The 15931-nt window shown below is 70.5% G+C and carries 16 protein-coding genes; 11 read left to right on the top strand and 5 right to left on the bottom strand.

The window, feature by feature from the left end:
- Positions 1 to 2: 2 nt before the first annotated feature.
- From ABZX10_RS12420 to ABZX10_RS12400, 5 genes are read right to left on the bottom strand one after another with little or no spacing between them, the layout of a single operon-like run.
- Positions 3 to 455 (bottom strand): MaoC family dehydratase, encoded by a 453-nt coding sequence (locus tag ABZX10_RS12420; protein WP_355539563.1) that lies wholly within the window; start codon positions 453 to 455, stop codon positions 3 to 5.
- Between the two features lie 8 nt (positions 456 to 463).
- Positions 464 to 1336 (bottom strand): MaoC family dehydratase N-terminal domain-containing protein, encoded by an 873-nt coding sequence (locus tag ABZX10_RS12415; RefSeq protein ID WP_355539560.1) that lies wholly within the window; start codon positions 1334 to 1336, stop codon positions 464 to 466.
- Positions 1333 to 2079: a 3-oxoacyl-ACP reductase FabG gene (gene fabG, locus ABZX10_RS12410; RefSeq protein ID WP_355539557.1), complete on the bottom strand. Its 747-nt coding sequence runs from the start codon at positions 2077 to 2079 to the stop codon at positions 1333 to 1335. Before fabG ends, ABZX10_RS12415 begins: the two co-directional genes overlap by 4 nt.
- A gap of 11 nt (positions 2080 to 2090) precedes the next feature.
- Positions 2091 to 2927: a CoA ester lyase gene (locus tag ABZX10_RS12405; protein WP_355539554.1), complete on the bottom strand. Its 837-nt coding sequence runs from the start codon at positions 2925 to 2927 to the stop codon at positions 2091 to 2093.
- On the bottom strand, positions 2924 to 4090 hold the full coding sequence (locus tag ABZX10_RS12400) for an acyl-CoA dehydrogenase family protein (RefSeq protein ID WP_355539551.1): 1167 nt from the start codon (positions 4088 to 4090) through the stop codon (positions 2924 to 2926). The genes ABZX10_RS12405 and ABZX10_RS12400 overlap by 4 nt, the downstream gene beginning before the upstream one ends.
- 175 nt (positions 4091 to 4265) lie before the next feature.
- Here ABZX10_RS12400 and ABZX10_RS12395 point away from each other — a divergent pair, with 175 nt between their 5' ends.
- From ABZX10_RS12395 to ABZX10_RS12345, 11 genes are all read left to right on the top strand, one after another.
- Positions 4266 to 4733, top strand: a complete 468-nt coding sequence (locus ABZX10_RS12395; RefSeq protein ID WP_355539819.1) for a MaoC family dehydratase — start codon at positions 4266 to 4268, stop codon at positions 4731 to 4733.
- A gap of 58 nt (positions 4734 to 4791) precedes the next feature.
- Positions 4792 to 6735, top strand: a complete 1944-nt coding sequence (locus tag ABZX10_RS12390; protein ID WP_355539548.1) for an AMP-binding protein — start codon at positions 4792 to 4794, stop codon at positions 6733 to 6735.
- A gap of 1 nt (position 6736) precedes the next feature.
- Positions 6737 to 7900, top strand: a complete 1164-nt coding sequence (locus tag ABZX10_RS12385; protein ID WP_355539545.1) for an acyl-CoA dehydrogenase family protein — start codon at positions 6737 to 6739, stop codon at positions 7898 to 7900.
- A gap of 43 nt (positions 7901 to 7943) precedes the next feature.
- On the top strand, positions 7944 to 9056 hold the full coding sequence (locus tag ABZX10_RS12380) for a CaiB/BaiF CoA-transferase family protein (protein WP_355539542.1): 1113 nt from the start codon (positions 7944 to 7946) through the stop codon (positions 9054 to 9056).
- Between the two features lie 29 nt (positions 9057 to 9085).
- Positions 9086 to 9877 (top strand): enoyl-CoA hydratase/isomerase family protein, encoded by a 792-nt coding sequence (locus tag ABZX10_RS12375; protein ID WP_355539539.1) that lies wholly within the window; start codon positions 9086 to 9088, stop codon positions 9875 to 9877.
- A complete protein-coding gene (locus tag ABZX10_RS12370) occupies positions 9874 to 11043 on the top strand; it encodes a CaiB/BaiF CoA-transferase family protein (RefSeq protein WP_355539536.1) in 1170 nt (389 codons plus the stop codon). Before ABZX10_RS12375 ends, ABZX10_RS12370 begins: the two co-directional genes overlap by 4 nt.
- Positions 11040 to 11708 (top strand): GntR family transcriptional regulator, encoded by a 669-nt coding sequence (locus tag ABZX10_RS12365; RefSeq protein WP_355539532.1) that lies wholly within the window; start codon positions 11040 to 11042, stop codon positions 11706 to 11708. Before ABZX10_RS12370 ends, ABZX10_RS12365 begins: the two co-directional genes overlap by 4 nt.
- A gap of 77 nt (positions 11709 to 11785) precedes the next feature.
- A complete protein-coding gene (locus ABZX10_RS12360; RefSeq protein WP_355539529.1) occupies positions 11786 to 12943 on the top strand; it encodes an acyl-CoA dehydrogenase family protein in 1158 nt (385 codons plus the stop codon).
- Positions 12943 to 14172 carry an acetyl-CoA C-acetyltransferase gene (locus ABZX10_RS12355; RefSeq protein WP_355539526.1) on the top strand — a complete coding sequence of 410 codons (1230 nt, stop codon included), beginning with the start codon at positions 12943 to 12945 and terminating at the stop codon, positions 14170 to 14172. The genes ABZX10_RS12360 and ABZX10_RS12355 overlap by 1 nt, the downstream gene beginning before the upstream one ends.
- Positions 14173 to 14226: 54 nt before the next feature.
- Positions 14227 to 15582, top strand: coding sequence for a phenylacetate--CoA ligase family protein (locus ABZX10_RS12350; RefSeq protein ID WP_355539523.1), 1356 nt, complete (start codon positions 14227 to 14229; stop codon positions 15580 to 15582).
- Positions 15579 to 15905 carry a carboxymuconolactone decarboxylase family protein gene (locus ABZX10_RS12345; protein ID WP_355539520.1) on the top strand — a complete coding sequence of 109 codons (327 nt, stop codon included), beginning with the start codon at positions 15579 to 15581 and terminating at the stop codon, positions 15903 to 15905. Before ABZX10_RS12350 ends, ABZX10_RS12345 begins: the two co-directional genes overlap by 4 nt.
- Positions 15906 to 15931 lie beyond the last annotated feature (26 nt).

Below are 15931 nucleotides of genomic sequence, written 5' to 3'. Positions count from 1 at the left end.
GGCTACGGGGTGACGAGGACCAGGGTCTCGGCCACGCACGCGGGCTTGCCCGAGCCCGCGTCGAGGACGTACTTGGCGGTCACCGTCGCGCCTGCCGGGCCCTCGGTGATGTCGGTGAAGGTGACCGACGCCCGCAGCTGCGAGCCCACCGGCACGGGCGCCGGGAACCGGACCTTGTTGACGCCGTAGTTGACCCGTGCCGTGCCGAAGGCGAGCTGCACCAGATCCGCGTTGAACACGGGGATCAGCGAGAGCGTGAGGTAGCCGTGCGCGATGGTGGCGCCGTACGGGCCGCCCTTCGCGCGTTCGGGATCGACGTGGATCCACTGGCGATCGCCGGTCGCGTCGGCGAACAGGTCGATGCGGGCCTGGTCGACGGTGATCGGCTCGCTGGGGCCGATGGTCTCGCCGAGCAGCGAGCGCAGTTCCTCGAGACTGGAGATGGTGCGGGGCATGGCTTCTCCTAGAAGGTCAGGTCGACGGTGGCGTTCGGACCGGCGTCCACGCCGCCGGGGCCGTACAGGGCCAGCGCGGCACCGTCGTCGGCCGGGGTGGTGACGAGCGTGGCGGCCTGGCCGCAGAACAGCGGTGCGCGGCCGCGGTGCGCGAGCGATGCCACGGGTGCGCCGCCGGCGAGCCTGTGCGTCTCGAGCAGCGCGAGCGCCTGCAGCGGCCCGTGCACCACGAGGCCCGGGTAGCCCTCCTCGCGGGTGGCGTAGGGCCAGTCGTAGTGGATCCGGTGCGCGTTGGCGGTCGCGGCGGAGAACCGCGCCAGCAGCGACGGATCCGTGCGGAAGTCCCACTCCGTGTCCGAGTTCCGGTGCAACGGAAGCCCCGGGACCGGCTGTGCCGCGGGCACCTCGGCAGGCTCGCCCGACAGTGCCGCCGCCTCACGGTAGACGAGATTCTGCACCTCCTCGACGGCGAGGTCACCCGCACCGTCGAACAGCCGGTACGTGACGTCGACGATCACGAGGCGCCCCGAGCGGCCCGTCTTGTCGGCGACGTTCGTGACCTCCGCCTCGCGACGGGCCAGCGCGCCCACCGTGAGCGGCCGGTGGAAGGTGGCGCGTCCGCCGGCGAACATCCGCCGCGGTAGGTCCACCGGGGGCAGGAAGCCGCCCTTGCGCGGGTGGCCGTCGGCGCCCAGCAGTCCGGAAGCGTTCCAGCGGGGGAGCGCGACCCAGTGCCACAGCGGGGGGAGGACGTCGCCGTCGGCGGGCGTCGGCAGCCCGTCGTCGAACAGTGCGGCCAGCGCGGCGACGGGATTCGGGTCGATGAGCTCCTCGGTGACCTCGAGGTGCGGCTCCCAGCCGTCGAACACGGGCGCGCTCACATGAACCGCCCGCCGGTCACCTCGAGCACGGTGCCGGTCATGTAGGAGGAGAGGTCGGAGGCGAGGAACAGTGCGACCGAGGCGATCTCGGAGACCTCGCCGGCGCGGCCCATGGGGATCTCGGACATCTTGGCGTCCCAGACCTTTTGCGGCATGGCCTCGGTCATGGCGGTGCGGATCAGGCCGGGCTGGATCGCGTTGACGCGCACGCCGAGGTGCGCGAGCTCCTTGGCCGCGGCCTTGGAGAGGCCGACGATGCCGGCCTTGGCGGCGGAGTAGTTGGTCTGGCCGGCGAGGCCGATCTTGCCGGACAGCGAGCTCATGTTGACGATGGTGCCGCCGCCGTTCTCGCGCATGACCGCGCCCGCGAGCCGGGTGCCGTTCCAGGTGCCCTTGAGGTGCACGTTGATGACCTGGTCGAACATCTCCTCGGTCATCTTGCGCATGGTCGCGTCGCGGGTGATGCCGGCGTTGTTGACCATCACGTTCACCGGGCCGAAGGCCTCGGCGGCGGCGTCGAGGGTGGCCTGCACGGCGTCGGCGGAGGTCACATCGCACTGGCTGCCGATGGCGACGGTGGACCCGCCGAGCTTCTCGGCGGCTGCCTGCGCGGCCTCCAGATTCACGTCGGCGATCACGACGCGCGCGCCCTCGGCGACGAACTGCTCCGCGATGGAGTAGCCGATGCCCTGAGCGGCTCCGGTGATGACGGCGGTCTTGCCCTCGAGCAGGGGCTTGGTCATGGTGTGCTCCTTCAGTTCTGGTGGTTCGCGGTGCGGGCGAGGATACGGCGGGCGCGGTCCACGACGGGCTTGTCGACCATCTTCCCGTCGACATTGGCGACGCCGTCCCCGGCGGCCGCGACGGCGGCGACGACGCTCTCGGCCCAGGCGACGTCCGCGTCGGAGGGACGCAGCGCGGCGGCGACGGGGCCGAGCTGCTTCGGGTGGATGCACAGCTTCCCGGCGAAGCCGAGCCGCCGCGCGTACGCGGTCTCGTCGGTGAGCAGGGCCGGGTCGTCGAGCGCGGCGGTCACTCCGTCGACGGGGCCGGGCAGGCCCGCTGCCGCGGAGGCGAGGACGAGCGCGCCCCGCGTGGGCAGCAGCGCCTCGCGGTCGACGGGGTCCACGTCGAGCTCCGCGCCCAAGTCGAAGCTGCCGAGGGCGAGACGGACGACGCCGGTGACGGCGGCCAGCCGCGGCGCCTCGAGCACGCCCCGGGCGGTCTCGACGAGTGCGACGATCGCGGCGTCGGGCCCGAGCGCGGTGGCCAGCGTGGCGAGCAGCACCGGATCCTGTGCCTTCGGCTGCACGATCGCGCAGCCGGTCGGGGCCAGGGCCGCGACATCCGCGGCGTACCAGGGGGTGTCGGCGGCGTTGACGCGCACCGCACAGGCATGCTCCGCCGCCCAGGCCGCCGCGTTCGCCCGGGCGGCCTCCTTGTTCTCGGGTGCGACCGCGTCCTCGAGGTCGAGGATCACCAGGTCGGCGCCCGCGGCGGCGGCCTTCGCGAATCGTTCCGGCCGGTCCGCGGGCACGAACAGCAGTGTGCCCGCGGTGCGGATCGCGCCGGCGAGGGCGGCGCTCGTCACTTCAGCGCCTTCTTGGCCTCGCGAACCAGGGCGCCGCCGATGATCAGGCGCTGGATCTCGCTGGTGCCCTCGTACAGGCGCAGCAGGCGGACATCGCGGTAGATCCGCTCGACGGTCATCTCGCGCATGTATCCGGAGCCGCCGTGGATCTGGACCGCCTTGTCGGCGACCTGGCCGACCATCTCGGTGCAGAAGACCTTCGCGACGGACGGCGAGATGCGCCGGTCCTCGCCGGAGACGTACTTGGCCGCAGCGTCGCGGGCGAGTGCCCGGCCGGCCATGATGCCGGTCTGCATGTCGGCGAGGTGGGCCTGGACCAGCTGGAAGTCGCCGATCGGAGTGCCGCCCTGGGTGGTCACCGCGGCGTGCCGCACGGACTCGTCGAGGGCGCGCTGTGCGGAACCGACCGCGAGGCCCGAGATGTGCACGCGACCGCGGGCCAGCGAGGTCATCGCGGCGCGGTAGCCGGTGTCCTCGTCGCCGCCGACGAGCGCCGCCGCGGGTACCCGCACACCGCTGAACGAGACGTTCGAGGTCCACGCCCCCTGCTGGCCCATCTTCTCGTCGTGGTGCGCCACCTCCAGCCCGGGCGTGCCCGCGGGCACCAGGAAGACCGCGATGCCGGGTCCGTTCCCGTCCGCCGGGCGGGTGCGGGCGAAGGTCACGAAGAGGTCCGCGAGCTGGGCATTGGTGATGAAGCACTTCTCGCCGTCGATCACCCACTCGTCACCGTCGCGCACCGCCTTGGTGCGCAGGCCCGCGGGGTTGGAGCCGGCGCCGGGCTCGGTGAGGGCGAAGGAGGCGACCACCTCGCCGGAGGCGATCTTCTCCAGCCACGTGGACTTCTGCTCGTCCGTACCGAAGTTGACCAGCACCTGGCCGGCGATGCCGTTGTTGGTGCCGAACATCGACCGCACCGCGAGCGACGTGTAGCCGAACTCCATCGCGAGTTCCACGTCCTGGGCGAGGTCGAGGCCGAGGCCACCCCACTCCTGCGGGATGGCGTACCCGAACAGGCCCATGTCCTTGGCCTGCTGCCGGATGTCCTCGGGAATCGCGTCGGTGTCGGCGATCTCCCGCTCCCGGGGGACGACCCGGGTCCGGATCCACTGACGCACCTGCGCCTGGATCTGCTCGAAATCTTCCTGGCTGACCTCGGACATGTCGTTCGATTCCCTTCGTGGACGGCTCTACTAGATATAATATATTGAGACGCCGGACACAAGGCCTCGATTCACGGAACCGGCCGCCCGATCAGGTCTTGCGCATATAATATATTTATGGATATGCTCTGGGTCACACCCGAGCGGACGTCGCCGGCGAACGAGAGAGGACCACATCATGCAGGGTTTGTACTACGAGGAGTTCGAGGTCGGTTCGGTCATCGAGCACACGGTGCGGCGCACCGTCACGGAGGCCGACAACGTGCTCTTCTCCACCATGACCCTGAACATGGCGCCGCTGCACTTGGACGCCGAGTACAGCAAGAACTCCATCCACGGGCAGCGCCTGGTCAACAGCCTCTTCCTGCTCGGCCTGGTCTGCGGCATCTCGATGCATGAGACCACGTACGGCACCACGCTCGGCAACCTCGGCTTCTCGGACATCAAGTTCGCCAAGCCCTGTTTCCACGGCGACACCATCCGGGTCGAGACCGAGATCGTGGACAAGCGACTGTCCAAGAAGCGCGACGACTCCGGCATCGTCACCTTCAAGCACCGCGGCATCAACCAGCGCGACGAGGTGGTCTGCGAGGCCACTCGCGTGGGACTCATGCTCACGAAGGCCTCGGGCCAGAGCGCCTGATCGCTCGCGCAACCGATATCCGACGATGCGGCCGCGGGCCGCGCAGGAAGGAAACGAGATGGCGGAGAACAGATCCGACACACTCGCCTGGGTCCCCACCGACGAGGTGCGCGGCCGTAGCCGGCTACTCGCCGCGATGCGCGGCTGGAACGTCGACTCCGTCGCCGCCCTGAACGAACGCGCCGTCGCGGACCCCGACTGGTTCTGGCGCGCCGCGGTCGCCGACCTCGGCATCGAGTTCAGTACTCCGTTCGAGGCGGTGCTCGACGACTCGGAGGGGAAGCCCTTCCCGAAGTGGTTCACCGGTGGCGTGATCAACGTGGCGCAGCTCGCCGCGCACCGGCACGCGAACGGCCCGTTCGCAGACAAGACCGCCGTCGTCTACGAGGGAGACGCGGGCGGGCGACGCACCCTCACCTTCGCCGAGCTCTCGGTGCAGGTGAACGCCTTCGCGGCGAACCTCGCCGGACTCGGCGTCGAGCGCGGTGACCGCATCGTGCTGTTCATGCCCGTCGTGCCCGAGGCCGTCGTCGCCTACCTGGCCGCGGCACACCTCGGTGCCGTCGTGGTCCCCACGTTCAGCGGCTACGCGCCGGAGGCCCTCGCGACCCGGTTGCAGGACTCCGAGGCCAAGGTCCTCGTCACCGCCGACGGCACCACCCGTCGGGGCAAGCCCGTCGAGATGAAGGCCGTCGCCGACGCCGCGGTCGCGATGGCGCCATCGGTGCAGCACGTCGTGGTCGTGCGCCACCTGGGCTCCGACGTGCCGATGCAGGCGGGGCGCGACGTCTACTTCGACGAGCTTCCCGCCGATTCCGCGCCGGTCCCCGTCGCGGCGACCGAGTCGAACGACGCGCTCGCGATCGTCTACACCTCGGGCACGACGGGCCGTCCGAAGGGGATCGTGCACAGCCACGGCGGGTTCGCCGTCAAGACGGCCGTCGACTTCGGCTACGCCTTCGACGTCCACGACGACGACGTGGTCTGCTGGATCACCGATCTCGGCTGGCTGGTCGGCCCGATGCTGATGACCGGGCCGCTGCAGCTCGGCGCCACGATCGTGATGATCGAGGGCCTGCCCACGTACCCGAACGCCGGACGCATGTGGGACGTCATCAACCGCAACGGCGTCACCGTGCAGGGCATCGCCCCCACGGCGGCCCGCGCCCTCCGCGCCGCCGGCGACGAGGCGCTCGCGGACGTTCCCACCCTGCGGTCCTTCGTCTCCACCGGCGAGGCCTGGGACATCCCCACCTGGTGGTGGCTGTTCGAGGAGATCGGCAAGGGGCGCGTTCCGATCATCAACTACAGCGGTGGCACCGAGGTCGGCGGCGGCATCATCGTCGGCTACCCGTTCCTGCCCGCGGACGCGGCGGCCTTCAACGGCGCACTACCCGGCGTGCACGCCGCGGTCGTCGATGACGACGGCCGACCGGTCGTCGGGCAGATCGGCGAGCTCGCCGTCCTGAACACCTTCCCGGGCCAGACGCACGCCTTCTGGCAGGACCGCGAACGGTATCTGGACACCTACTGGAGCCGGTTCGACGACATCTGGGTGCACGGCGATCTCGCCTCCGTCGACGAGCGGGGCATGTGGCTGATCCACGGCCGCTCGGACGACACGCTCAAGCTGTCGGGCCGGCGGGTGGGTCCGGCCGAGATCGAGACCTCGCTCCTGCGCGATGCGCGCATCTCGGAGGTCGCGGTGATCGGCGTGCCCGACGAGGCGCGCGGCCAGCGCGCCGTCGCCTTCGCCGTCCTGCGCGAGGCGGGCGCGGCACCGTCGGACCTCCAGGACGCTGCGACCACGAACGCCGGTCGGTCCTTCGCGCCCACGGTGTACGCCGTGGACTCCCTGCCGAAGACGAAGAACGGCAAGATCATGCGCCGCGCGATCCGCGCGCGCTTCCTCGGCGCGGACGCGGGGGACATGTCCTCGCTCGATCCCGCCACCCCTCTCGAAGCGATTCCCGTCTACGCGGACGACAACAAGGAGAACTGATATGTCTGAAGAGACCGGTACCAACATCGAGGTCGTCCGCGAGGCGACCCGTGCCCTGGCCCGCAAGTACGACAACGACTACTGGCTGGAGAAGGACCGCAACCACGAGTACCCGTGGGAGTTCGTCAAGGCCTTCGCCGCGGGCGGCTGGCTCGGCGCGATGATCCCGGAGGAGTACGGCGGGCTCGGCCTGGGCCTGCAGGAGGCCGGCGCGATGATGGAGGAGATCGCGGCCTCCGGTGCCGGCATGTCCGGTGGCTCCGCCATTCACTTCTACGTCTTCCCGCCCGCGCCGATCGTCAAGTACGGCTCGGAGGAGATGAAGAAGAAGTACCTGCCGCAAATCGCCTCCGGTGAGATGCTGCTGGCGTTCGGCATCACCGAGCCCTCGGCCGGCGTGGACACCTCCCGCATCAAGACGAAGGCCGAGAAGGTCGACGGCGGCTGGGTCATCAACGGCGAGAAGGTGTTCATCACCAATGCCCAGAACGCCCACCGCATCCTGCTGCTGGCCCGCACCAGCCCGCGCGACGACGAGCACCCGCTGCGCGGCATGACCATCTTCTGCGCGGAGATGGACCGTAACCACGTCACGGCCCACGAGATCGACAAGATGGGCCGCGCCGCGATCGACACCAACCAGCTGTTCATCGACAATCTCTTCGTCGCCGACGAGGACGTGGTCGGCGAGGTGGGCCGCGGCTTCAACTACATCATCGACGGGCTCAACCCCGAGCGCATCGTGGTGGGCCTCGAGGGCATCGGCATCGCCCGTGCCGCACTGGAGATCGCCACCGAGTACGCCAAGACGCGCGTCGTCTTCGACCGCCCGATCGGCAAGAACCAGGCCGTGGCGCACCCGCTCGCGGACTCCTGGATCCGCATCCACGCGGCGCGTCAGGTGGCCATGAGCGCGGCCAAGCTGTTCGACGAGGGCAAGCCCTGCGGCCCGGAGGCGGCGGCGGCGAAGTACCTCGGCGCCGAGGCGGGCTACGAGACCGCGAACCGCGGCTTCTCCACCCTGGGCGGCTACGCGTACGCGAAGGAGTACCACATCGAGCGGCTGCTGCGCGAGGTGCGGCTGCTCCCGAACGCGCCGTTCAGCCAGGAGATGGTGCGCAACTTCGTCTCGCAGCAGGTCCTCGGCCTGCCGCGGTCGTACTGAGCGCCCGCACGCAGAGACCAAGGACACAAGGGAGACGGGGAACATGACCGGACCGCTCGACGGTGTGAAGGTACTGGTGCTGGCCGGCATGGGCCCCGTGCCCTATGTCTCGATGCTGCTGGCGGACATGGGCGCCGACGTGGTGCGGGTGGTGCGCCCACCCAACCGCGCGGCGCGCGCTCTCGGGGCCACGGTGGGTCTGACGGACGAGAAGGACGTGGTCAACCGCGCCGTGTCCGCGGTGGCCGTCGACCTGAAGGATCCCGAGGGCAAGGCAGCGGTGGTCCGCTTGGCCGCCGACGCCGATGTCTTCATCGAGGGTTACCGCCCCGGCGTCGCGGAGCGGCTCGGGCTGGGCCCGGACGACCTGCGCCCGCACAACGAGAAGCTGGTGTACGTGCGCCTGACCGGCTACGGCCAGGACGGGCCGCGGTCCCGCGACGCCGGGCACGACATCAACTACGTCGCCCAGTCCGGCGCGCTCCACGCGATGGCGCGTGAGGGCGAGGGACCGCGGCCGCCGATCAACCTGCTCGGCGACTACGCCGCCGGCGGGGCGATGGGCGCGTACGGCATCGCCTGCGCCCTCGTCTCCGCCGCCCGTACCGGCAGGGGGCAGGTCATCGACGCCGCGATGGTCGACGGGGTCGCGGCGCTGACCGCCAAGCTCCAGGGACTGCGCGCGGCGGGGTTGTACTCCGACGATCCGGGGACGAACTTCCTGGACTCCGGCGCCCCGTTCTACGACACCTACCGGTGCGCGGACGGCCGCTACCTCGCGGTCGGTGCGCTCGAGCCGGACTTCTACCGCGAGTTCATCTCCCGCCTGGGCGTGGACACCGACCAGTGGCCGGACCAGGAGGACCGCTCGGAATGGGCGAACCTGCGCAAGCTCATCGGTGACGCCGTGAGCAGGCGGACCCGGGACGAGTGGGCGGCGGTCTTCAACGGTACCGACGCCTGCGTCACACCGGTCCTCACCTTCGACGAGGCGGCGCTCGACCCGCACAACGCGGAGCGCGGCCTGTACCGCACCGTCTCCGGTGTCCTGCACCCCTTCCCCGCGCCCCGCTTCTCGGGCACGCCGGCGCGCGATCCGCAGGCTCCCACCGGCGACCTTCTGGACACCGCGGCCGTTGCGGCGCGCTGGAACTGACATCACCCTTCGACCGAGAGGACGGCGCCGTGAGCCGCTACGCCGAGTTCACCGAGCTCAAGATCGACACCCCTGAGGAGGGCATCCTCCGGATCACCCTGGACGCACCGAACCTGAACGCGGTGGGCCCGCAGGCCCATCGCGAGTTGGCGGACGTGTGGCCGGTGATCGGGCTGGACGAGTCCGTCCGCGCGGTCCTCATCCGGGGCGCGGGGGAGCGGGCCTTCTCCGCCGGCGGCAGCTTCGACCTCGTCGAGGACATGATCGGGGACTACTCCTCGCGGACCCGGGTGATGCGGGAGGCGCGGGACCTGGTGCGCAACATCATCGAGGTGCCGCAGCCGATCATCTCCGCGATCAACGGCCCGGCCGCCGGGGCGGGACTGGTCGCGGCGCTGCTCGCGGACATCTCGGTCGCCGGGCGGCGGGCGAAGATCGTCGACGGGCACGTGCGGCTCGGTGTCGCGGCCGGCGATCACGCCGCGATCTGCTGGCCGCTGCTGACCTCGATGGCCAAGGCGAAGTACCACCTCCTCACCAACGAGATCCTCACGGGCGAGGAGGCCGAGCGGATCGGCATGGTCTCGCTGTGTGTGGACGACGACCAGGTGCAGGAGCGCGCGATGGAGATCGCGCGGAAGCTCGCCGCCGGTTCCCGCGCGGGGATCCAGGGGACCAAGATGGCGCTCAACGGCTGGTACCGCCAGGCGATGCCGATCTTCGACGCCTCGCTCGGCCTGGAGTTCTACCACTTCGGCGGCCCCGACGTCGTCGAGGGTGTGACCAGTCACAAGGAGAAGCGGGAGCCGAAGTTCTCATGAGTACCGATGCGCAGCGCACCGACAAGCACGCGCCGCTCGCGGGCGTGACCGTTGTGACCATCGAGCAGGCGATCTCGGCTCCGCTCGCCACCCGGCACCTCGCCGACCTGGGTGCTCGCGTCATCAAGGTCGAGACGCCCGGTTCCGGCGACTCGACCCGCCACTACGATTCGGTGGTCGGGGGGCAACTCTCGGCCCACTTCACGTGGCTCAACCACGGCAAGGAATCCGCCGCGCTGGACCTGAAATCCGACGCGGATCTGAGTCTCCTGCACGGGATTCTGGCCACCGCGGACGTCTTCGTCTCCAACCTGGCGCCCGGCGCCCTGGGCCGCCTCGGCCTCGGTCCCGCGGACCTCGCAGAACGGTATCCGCGGCTGATCATCGTGGACATCTCGGGCTACGGCGCGGGCGGATCGTACGACCACAAGCGGGCGTACGACCTGTTGATCCAGTCCGAGGGCGGCGTCTGCGCGTCGACCGGCACCCCGGGGCATCCGGCGAAGCCCGGCGTCCCCGTCGCCGACGTGGGCACCGCTCTGTACACCTATTCGACGGTGCTCGCCGCGCTCTACGACCGCGAGCGGACCGGGCGCGGCGCCGTGATCCCGATCGCCATGCTGGACACCGTCGCCGAGATGATGGGCTTCGCCATCAACGGCGTGATCCACGCGGGTGTCGAGCCCGAGCCCGTGGGCCTGGGCGCGCCGATCGTCGCGCCCTACAGCGGCTACGCGACCTCCGACGGGCAGACCGCGGTCCTCGGCACCACCAACGACCGCGAGTGGGCCAAGCTCGCGGCGATGATCGGCCGTCCCGAGCTGGCCGACGATCCGCGATACGCCCGCAACGTGGACCGGGTCGCCTCGCGCGCCGAGGTCGACGCGGTGCTGGCGGCCTGGTGCGCGCAGCGCACCCTCGCCGAGATCCAGGACCTCGCGGATGTCACGGGCATCGGCAATGCGCGCTTGAACACGGTGCGCGACCTGGTCGACCACCCGCAGTTGCGTGAGCGCGGCCGGTGGCGCGAGGTCGGCACCCCGTCGGGCCCGGTTCCGGCGCTGCTCCCGCCCGGGGTGGCCACCACCTGGTCGGTACGCAGCGGCGATGTGCCGGCGCTCGGCGAGCACACGGCCGCGATCCGCGCCGAGTTCGGCGCCCCATGACCGCGGCACCCGCGTCCGCGGTGAAGCTCCCGACCTCGCTCAAGACGGCCGCCATGCTGGAGATCCGGCAGATGATCTTCTCGGGGGAGCTCCGCCCGGGTGACAAGATCGATCAGGACGGTATCGCCGAACGCCTGGGCGTGAGTCGGCTTCCGGTGCGGGAGGCGGTGATCGCGCTCGACGTGGAGGGCGTCGTCGAGCTCGCCCCGCGCCGGGGGGCGTTCGTGGCCGCCCTGTCGCAGGACGATGTGCGCGATCACTACGGCATCCTCGGCTCCGTGTCCGGGCTGGCGGCCGCGCGCGCCGCGGCGCGGATGACCGACGTCGAGCGGGGGCAGATGGCGGACGCGGTCGGCCGCATGGAGTGGGCCGAGGATGCGGACGCCCGCGAGCGGCTGAACTTCCGGTTCCACCGGGTGATCAACCTGGCGTCGGGCTCGAAACGCCTGATGTCGGAGATCAAGTCGCTGGGTGCGTTCGCCCCGATCGGCTTCTACGAGTCGCACGATCACTGGCACGACACCGCCAATCGTGACCACGGCGCCATGGCCGTCGCGATCTCGCGCGGCGACGGGGAGGCCGCGCGTGCGGCGACCGAGGAGCATTTCGTCCGTGCCGGCGACCGCGCCGTCGCCATGCTCACCGACCGTGGATTCTGGCGCTGAACATCCTGACCGGACGACCAGTTGTGTCGCCGATCACTTGATGCTATATATTTTATACAACCTGAGGAGGTATAGCCGTGAGTCTCACCGCCGATGAGCAGCAGATGGTCGACCTGGTAGCTGATTTCGTGGACCAGCGGGTGGCCCCGCGCGTCCGCGAGTTCGAGCAGGACGACATCTATCCCGAGGAGTTCATCGAGGAGATGAAGGAGCTGGGCTTCTTCGGGCTCCTCGCCCCGGCCGAGTTCGGCGGGGTCGACGTGAGCACCGAGTGCTTCTCGCGTGTCACCGAGGAGCTCGCGCGCGGCTGGATGAGTCTGGCCGGCGCGGTCGGGGGTCACTCGGTGATCACCTACCTGATCCGTACCTTCGGCACGGACGAGCAGAAGGCGAAGTATCTGCCGAAGATGGCGACCGGCGAGATCCGCGCCACGATGGCGCTGACCGAGCCCAGTGGCGGCTCCGACCTGCAGGGCATGCGCACCTACGCCACCAAGGGCGAGGACGGCCAGTGGTCGATCAACGGCAGCAAGACCTGGATCTCGAACGCCGCGCACTCCGGGCTGTTCGGCCTGCTGTGCATCACCGATCGCGAGGCGAAGCCCTCCCACAAGGGCATGAGCGTGATCCTGGTCGAGCCGGGCGAGGGCTTCCTGATCTCCAAGAAGCTGCCCAAGCTGGGCTACCGCGGCGTCGAGGCGTGCGAGTTGGTCTTCTCCGGCCGCAAGGTGGGCGACGACGCGATCCTGGGCGGCGTGCCGAACCAGGGCTGGGGCCACATGATGCGCGGCCTCGAGGTCGGCCGAATCCAGGTCGCCTCCCGCGCCCTCGGCGTCGGCCAGGCGTCGCTGAACGCCGCCGTGAAGTACGCGCAGGAGCGCGAGTCCTTCGGCAAGCCGATCTGGAAGCACCAGTCCGTGGGCAACCTGCTCGCCGACATGGCGACCAAGCAGCAGGCCGCGCGCCTGCTCACCGCCGATGCGGCACAGAAGCTCGACCGGGGCGAGCGGGCGGACATGGAGGCGGGCATGGCGAAGCTGTTCGCCTCCGAGGCCGCGATGCAGATCGCGCTCGACGCCATCCGCGTGCACGGCGGCTACGGCTACTCCAAGGAGTACGACGTGGAGCGGTACTTCCGCGACGCCCCGCTGATGATCGTCGGCGAGGGCACCAACGAGATCCAGCGCAACGTGATCGCCGCGCAGCTGATCTCGCGCAACAAGGTTGCGCTCTGATGGCGGCCGGGAACGGGCTGCGTCGCGCCGCGATCGTCGCGCCCACCCGCACGGCAGTCGGTACCTTCGGCGGGGCGCTCAAGGACCTGCCGGTCGAGGACCTGGGCGGCGCGGTGATCAAGGCGGTGGTCGAGCGCTCCGGCATCGACCCGTCCCGCATCGACGACGTCGTCTTCGCCCAGTCCTACGCCAACTCCGAGGTCCCGTGCGTGGGCCGCTGGCTCGCGCTCAACTCGGGCCTGCCCATCGAGGTCCCCGGCATGCAGCTGGATCGACGGTGCGGTGGCGGGCTCCAAGCCCTCATCACCGGCGCCATGATGGTCCAGACCGGGGGCGCCGACGCGGTGCTCGCCGGCGGCGTCGAGTCGATGAGCCGGATCGAGTACTACACGACCACCAACCGCTGGGGCGCCCGCGCTGGGACCGTCCAGCTCTACGACCGCCTCGACCGCGGCCGCGAGCGCAGCCAGCCGGTCTGGCGGTTCGGCGAGATCAGCGGCATGATCGAGACGGCCGACAACCTGGCCGTGGACTACTCGATCACCCGCGAGGCCGCCGACGCCTGGGCCGCGCAGAGCCAGCAGCGCGCCGCCGCCGCGTGGAACGAGGGCCGGTTCGCCGACGAGGTGATCCCGGTCGAGGTCCCGCAGCGCAAGGGCGATCCGATCGTCTTCGACCGCGACCAGGGCGTGCGCGGCGAATCCACCGTCGAGACCCTGGGCAAGCTCCGCTCGATCGGCGCGTCGGGCACCGTGACCGCCGGCAATTCCAGCCAGCAGAACGACGCCGCCGCCGGCATGCTGATCGTGGCCGAGGACCAGCTCGACGCGCTGGGCCTGGAGCCGATCGGCTATCTGACCGGCTGGGCGGCTGCGGGCTGCGATCCGTCGCGCATGGGCATCGGGCCCGTGCCCGCCGTGGAGCGGCTCGCCGCGCGCAGCGGTTACGAGTCGGCGAAGGCCCTGCTGGAGAAGCAGGACCTGGTCGAGCTCAACGAGGCCTTCGCGACGCAGGTCCTCGCCGTGCTCGAGGGTTGGGACTTCCGTGACGCGGACAGGATCAACGTCAACGGCTCCGGCATCTCTCTCGGCCACCCGATCGGCGCCACCGGCGCCCGGATGGTGACGACGATGCTGCACGAGCTGAAGCGCCGCGGCGGCGGCTCCGGCCTCGCCACGATGTGCATCGGCGGCGGACAGGGCCTGGCGGCGACCTTCGAGAGCGCTTAGGGCACAACAGAACAGATGAGGCCCGCACCGCGCGGGCGGAAGGAGATCGACGCTGTGGCGCCGACCGTGCAGCCCCACTCCGAGAACGTGTGGAGCGAGATCGAGACCCTACCGCCCGCGCGGACCGCGGAGGTGCAGAACGAGGCCCTGCGCGAGCAACTCGCGTACGTCGCCGCGCACAGCGAGTTCTACCGGCGAAAGTTCGCCGAGGCGGGCGTCGACCCGCTGGCCGTGCGCACCACCGCAGATCTGGCCGCACTGCCCTTCACCGAGAAGCAGGAGCTGCGCGACTCGCTCGCCGAGCGCCGGCCGCTCGGGCTGCACCAAGCTGCGGCAGATGCCGATATCGTGCAGATCCAGGCTTCGTCGGGCACCACCGGCAGCCCGTCGTACGTGGGCCTGACCCGCCCCGACGTGGCGCTGTGGTCCGAGCTCGGCGCCCGCGCCCTGTACGCGAACGGCTTCCGCCCGGGTGATCGGCTGCTGCACGGCTTCGGCATGAGCAAGGGCTTCGTCGGCGGCATCCCGATCCTGCAGATGGCCCAGTACATGGGCATCGTCGACATCCCGATCGGGGCCGAGGCGGGCGCCGATCGGCTGTTGCGCGTGCAGGCCGACCAGCGGCCGAACCTGCTGATCGGCACGCCGAACTTCCTCGCCTACCTGGCGGAGCAGGCACCGTCGATCGTGGGGCAGGACGCTCGGGATCTGGGCGTGCGGGCGATCTCCGTCGGCGGCGAACCCGGCGGCGGCCTGCCCGCCACCCGCGACAAGATCGAGGGTCTGTGGGGCGCCTCGTCGCGGGAGATGCTGGGCGGCACCGACCTCGGCTGCGTCTACTGGGGCGAATGCGAGGCCCAGGACGGCATGCACTACCACTCTCCGGACCTGCTCGTGGTCGAGCTGATCGACCCCGATACCGGCGAGGTCAAGCCCGCGGTGGAGGGCGCCCACGGCGAACTGGTGTACACGGCGCTGCGCCGGCAGGCCTCCCCGCTCGTTCGCTTCCGCACCCGCGACCACGTCGTCGTCACCGGCACGGACTGCTCCTGCGGCCGAACGGGGTACAAGGTGCGGTGCGTCGGCCGCACCGACGACATGTTGATCGTCCGTGGGATCAACCTGTTCCCGTCGGCGGTCAAGCAGCTCGTTGCCGAGTTCGAGCCCGTCGCCACCGGGGAGATGCGCATCCGCGCCGACTTCGAGGGGCACTCGACCCAGAAGCCCTTGCAGCTGGTCGTCGAGTACGCCGACGGCGTGGGCGAGGCCGCACGGGCGCAGCTCGCGGCGGACATCGAATCGCGGGTGCGGTCCGCACTGAACGTCAAGGTCGTCGTGAACCTGGTGCCGGAGCTCACGCTGAAGCGCCCGGATCACGTGAAGGTCAACCTGATCGAGCGGGTCCGATGACGGAGAAGAGCCGCGCACAGCGGCTGATCGGCGACCTTGCGCCGAAGCTCGCCCAGCTCACCGACGACGTGCTCTTCGGCGATGTGTGGGCGCGGCCGGGGCTGTCGCCGCGGGACCGGAGCCTGATCACCGTCACCTCCCTTGTCACCCAGAGCCGGCCCGAACAGCTCCACGGGCACCTGGGGCGCGCGCTCGACAACGGCGTCACGGAGGACGAGCTCGTCGAGGCGATCACCCATGTGGCCTTCTACGCCGGCTGGCCCGCCGCGGTCTCCGCCGTGGGAACCCTCAGGGCCGTGCTCGAGGAGCGGTCGAGGGCCTGACCTCCGGTGTGACGAAGGGGGTGTCC

The organism is Tsukamurella sp. NPDC003166, assembly GCF_040611135.1.
Classification (GTDB): Bacteria; Actinomycetota; Actinomycetes; order Mycobacteriales; family Mycobacteriaceae; genus Tsukamurella.
Note: the sequence above shows the minus strand (reverse complement) of the source record. Positions and strands in the feature narration are given on the sequence as shown.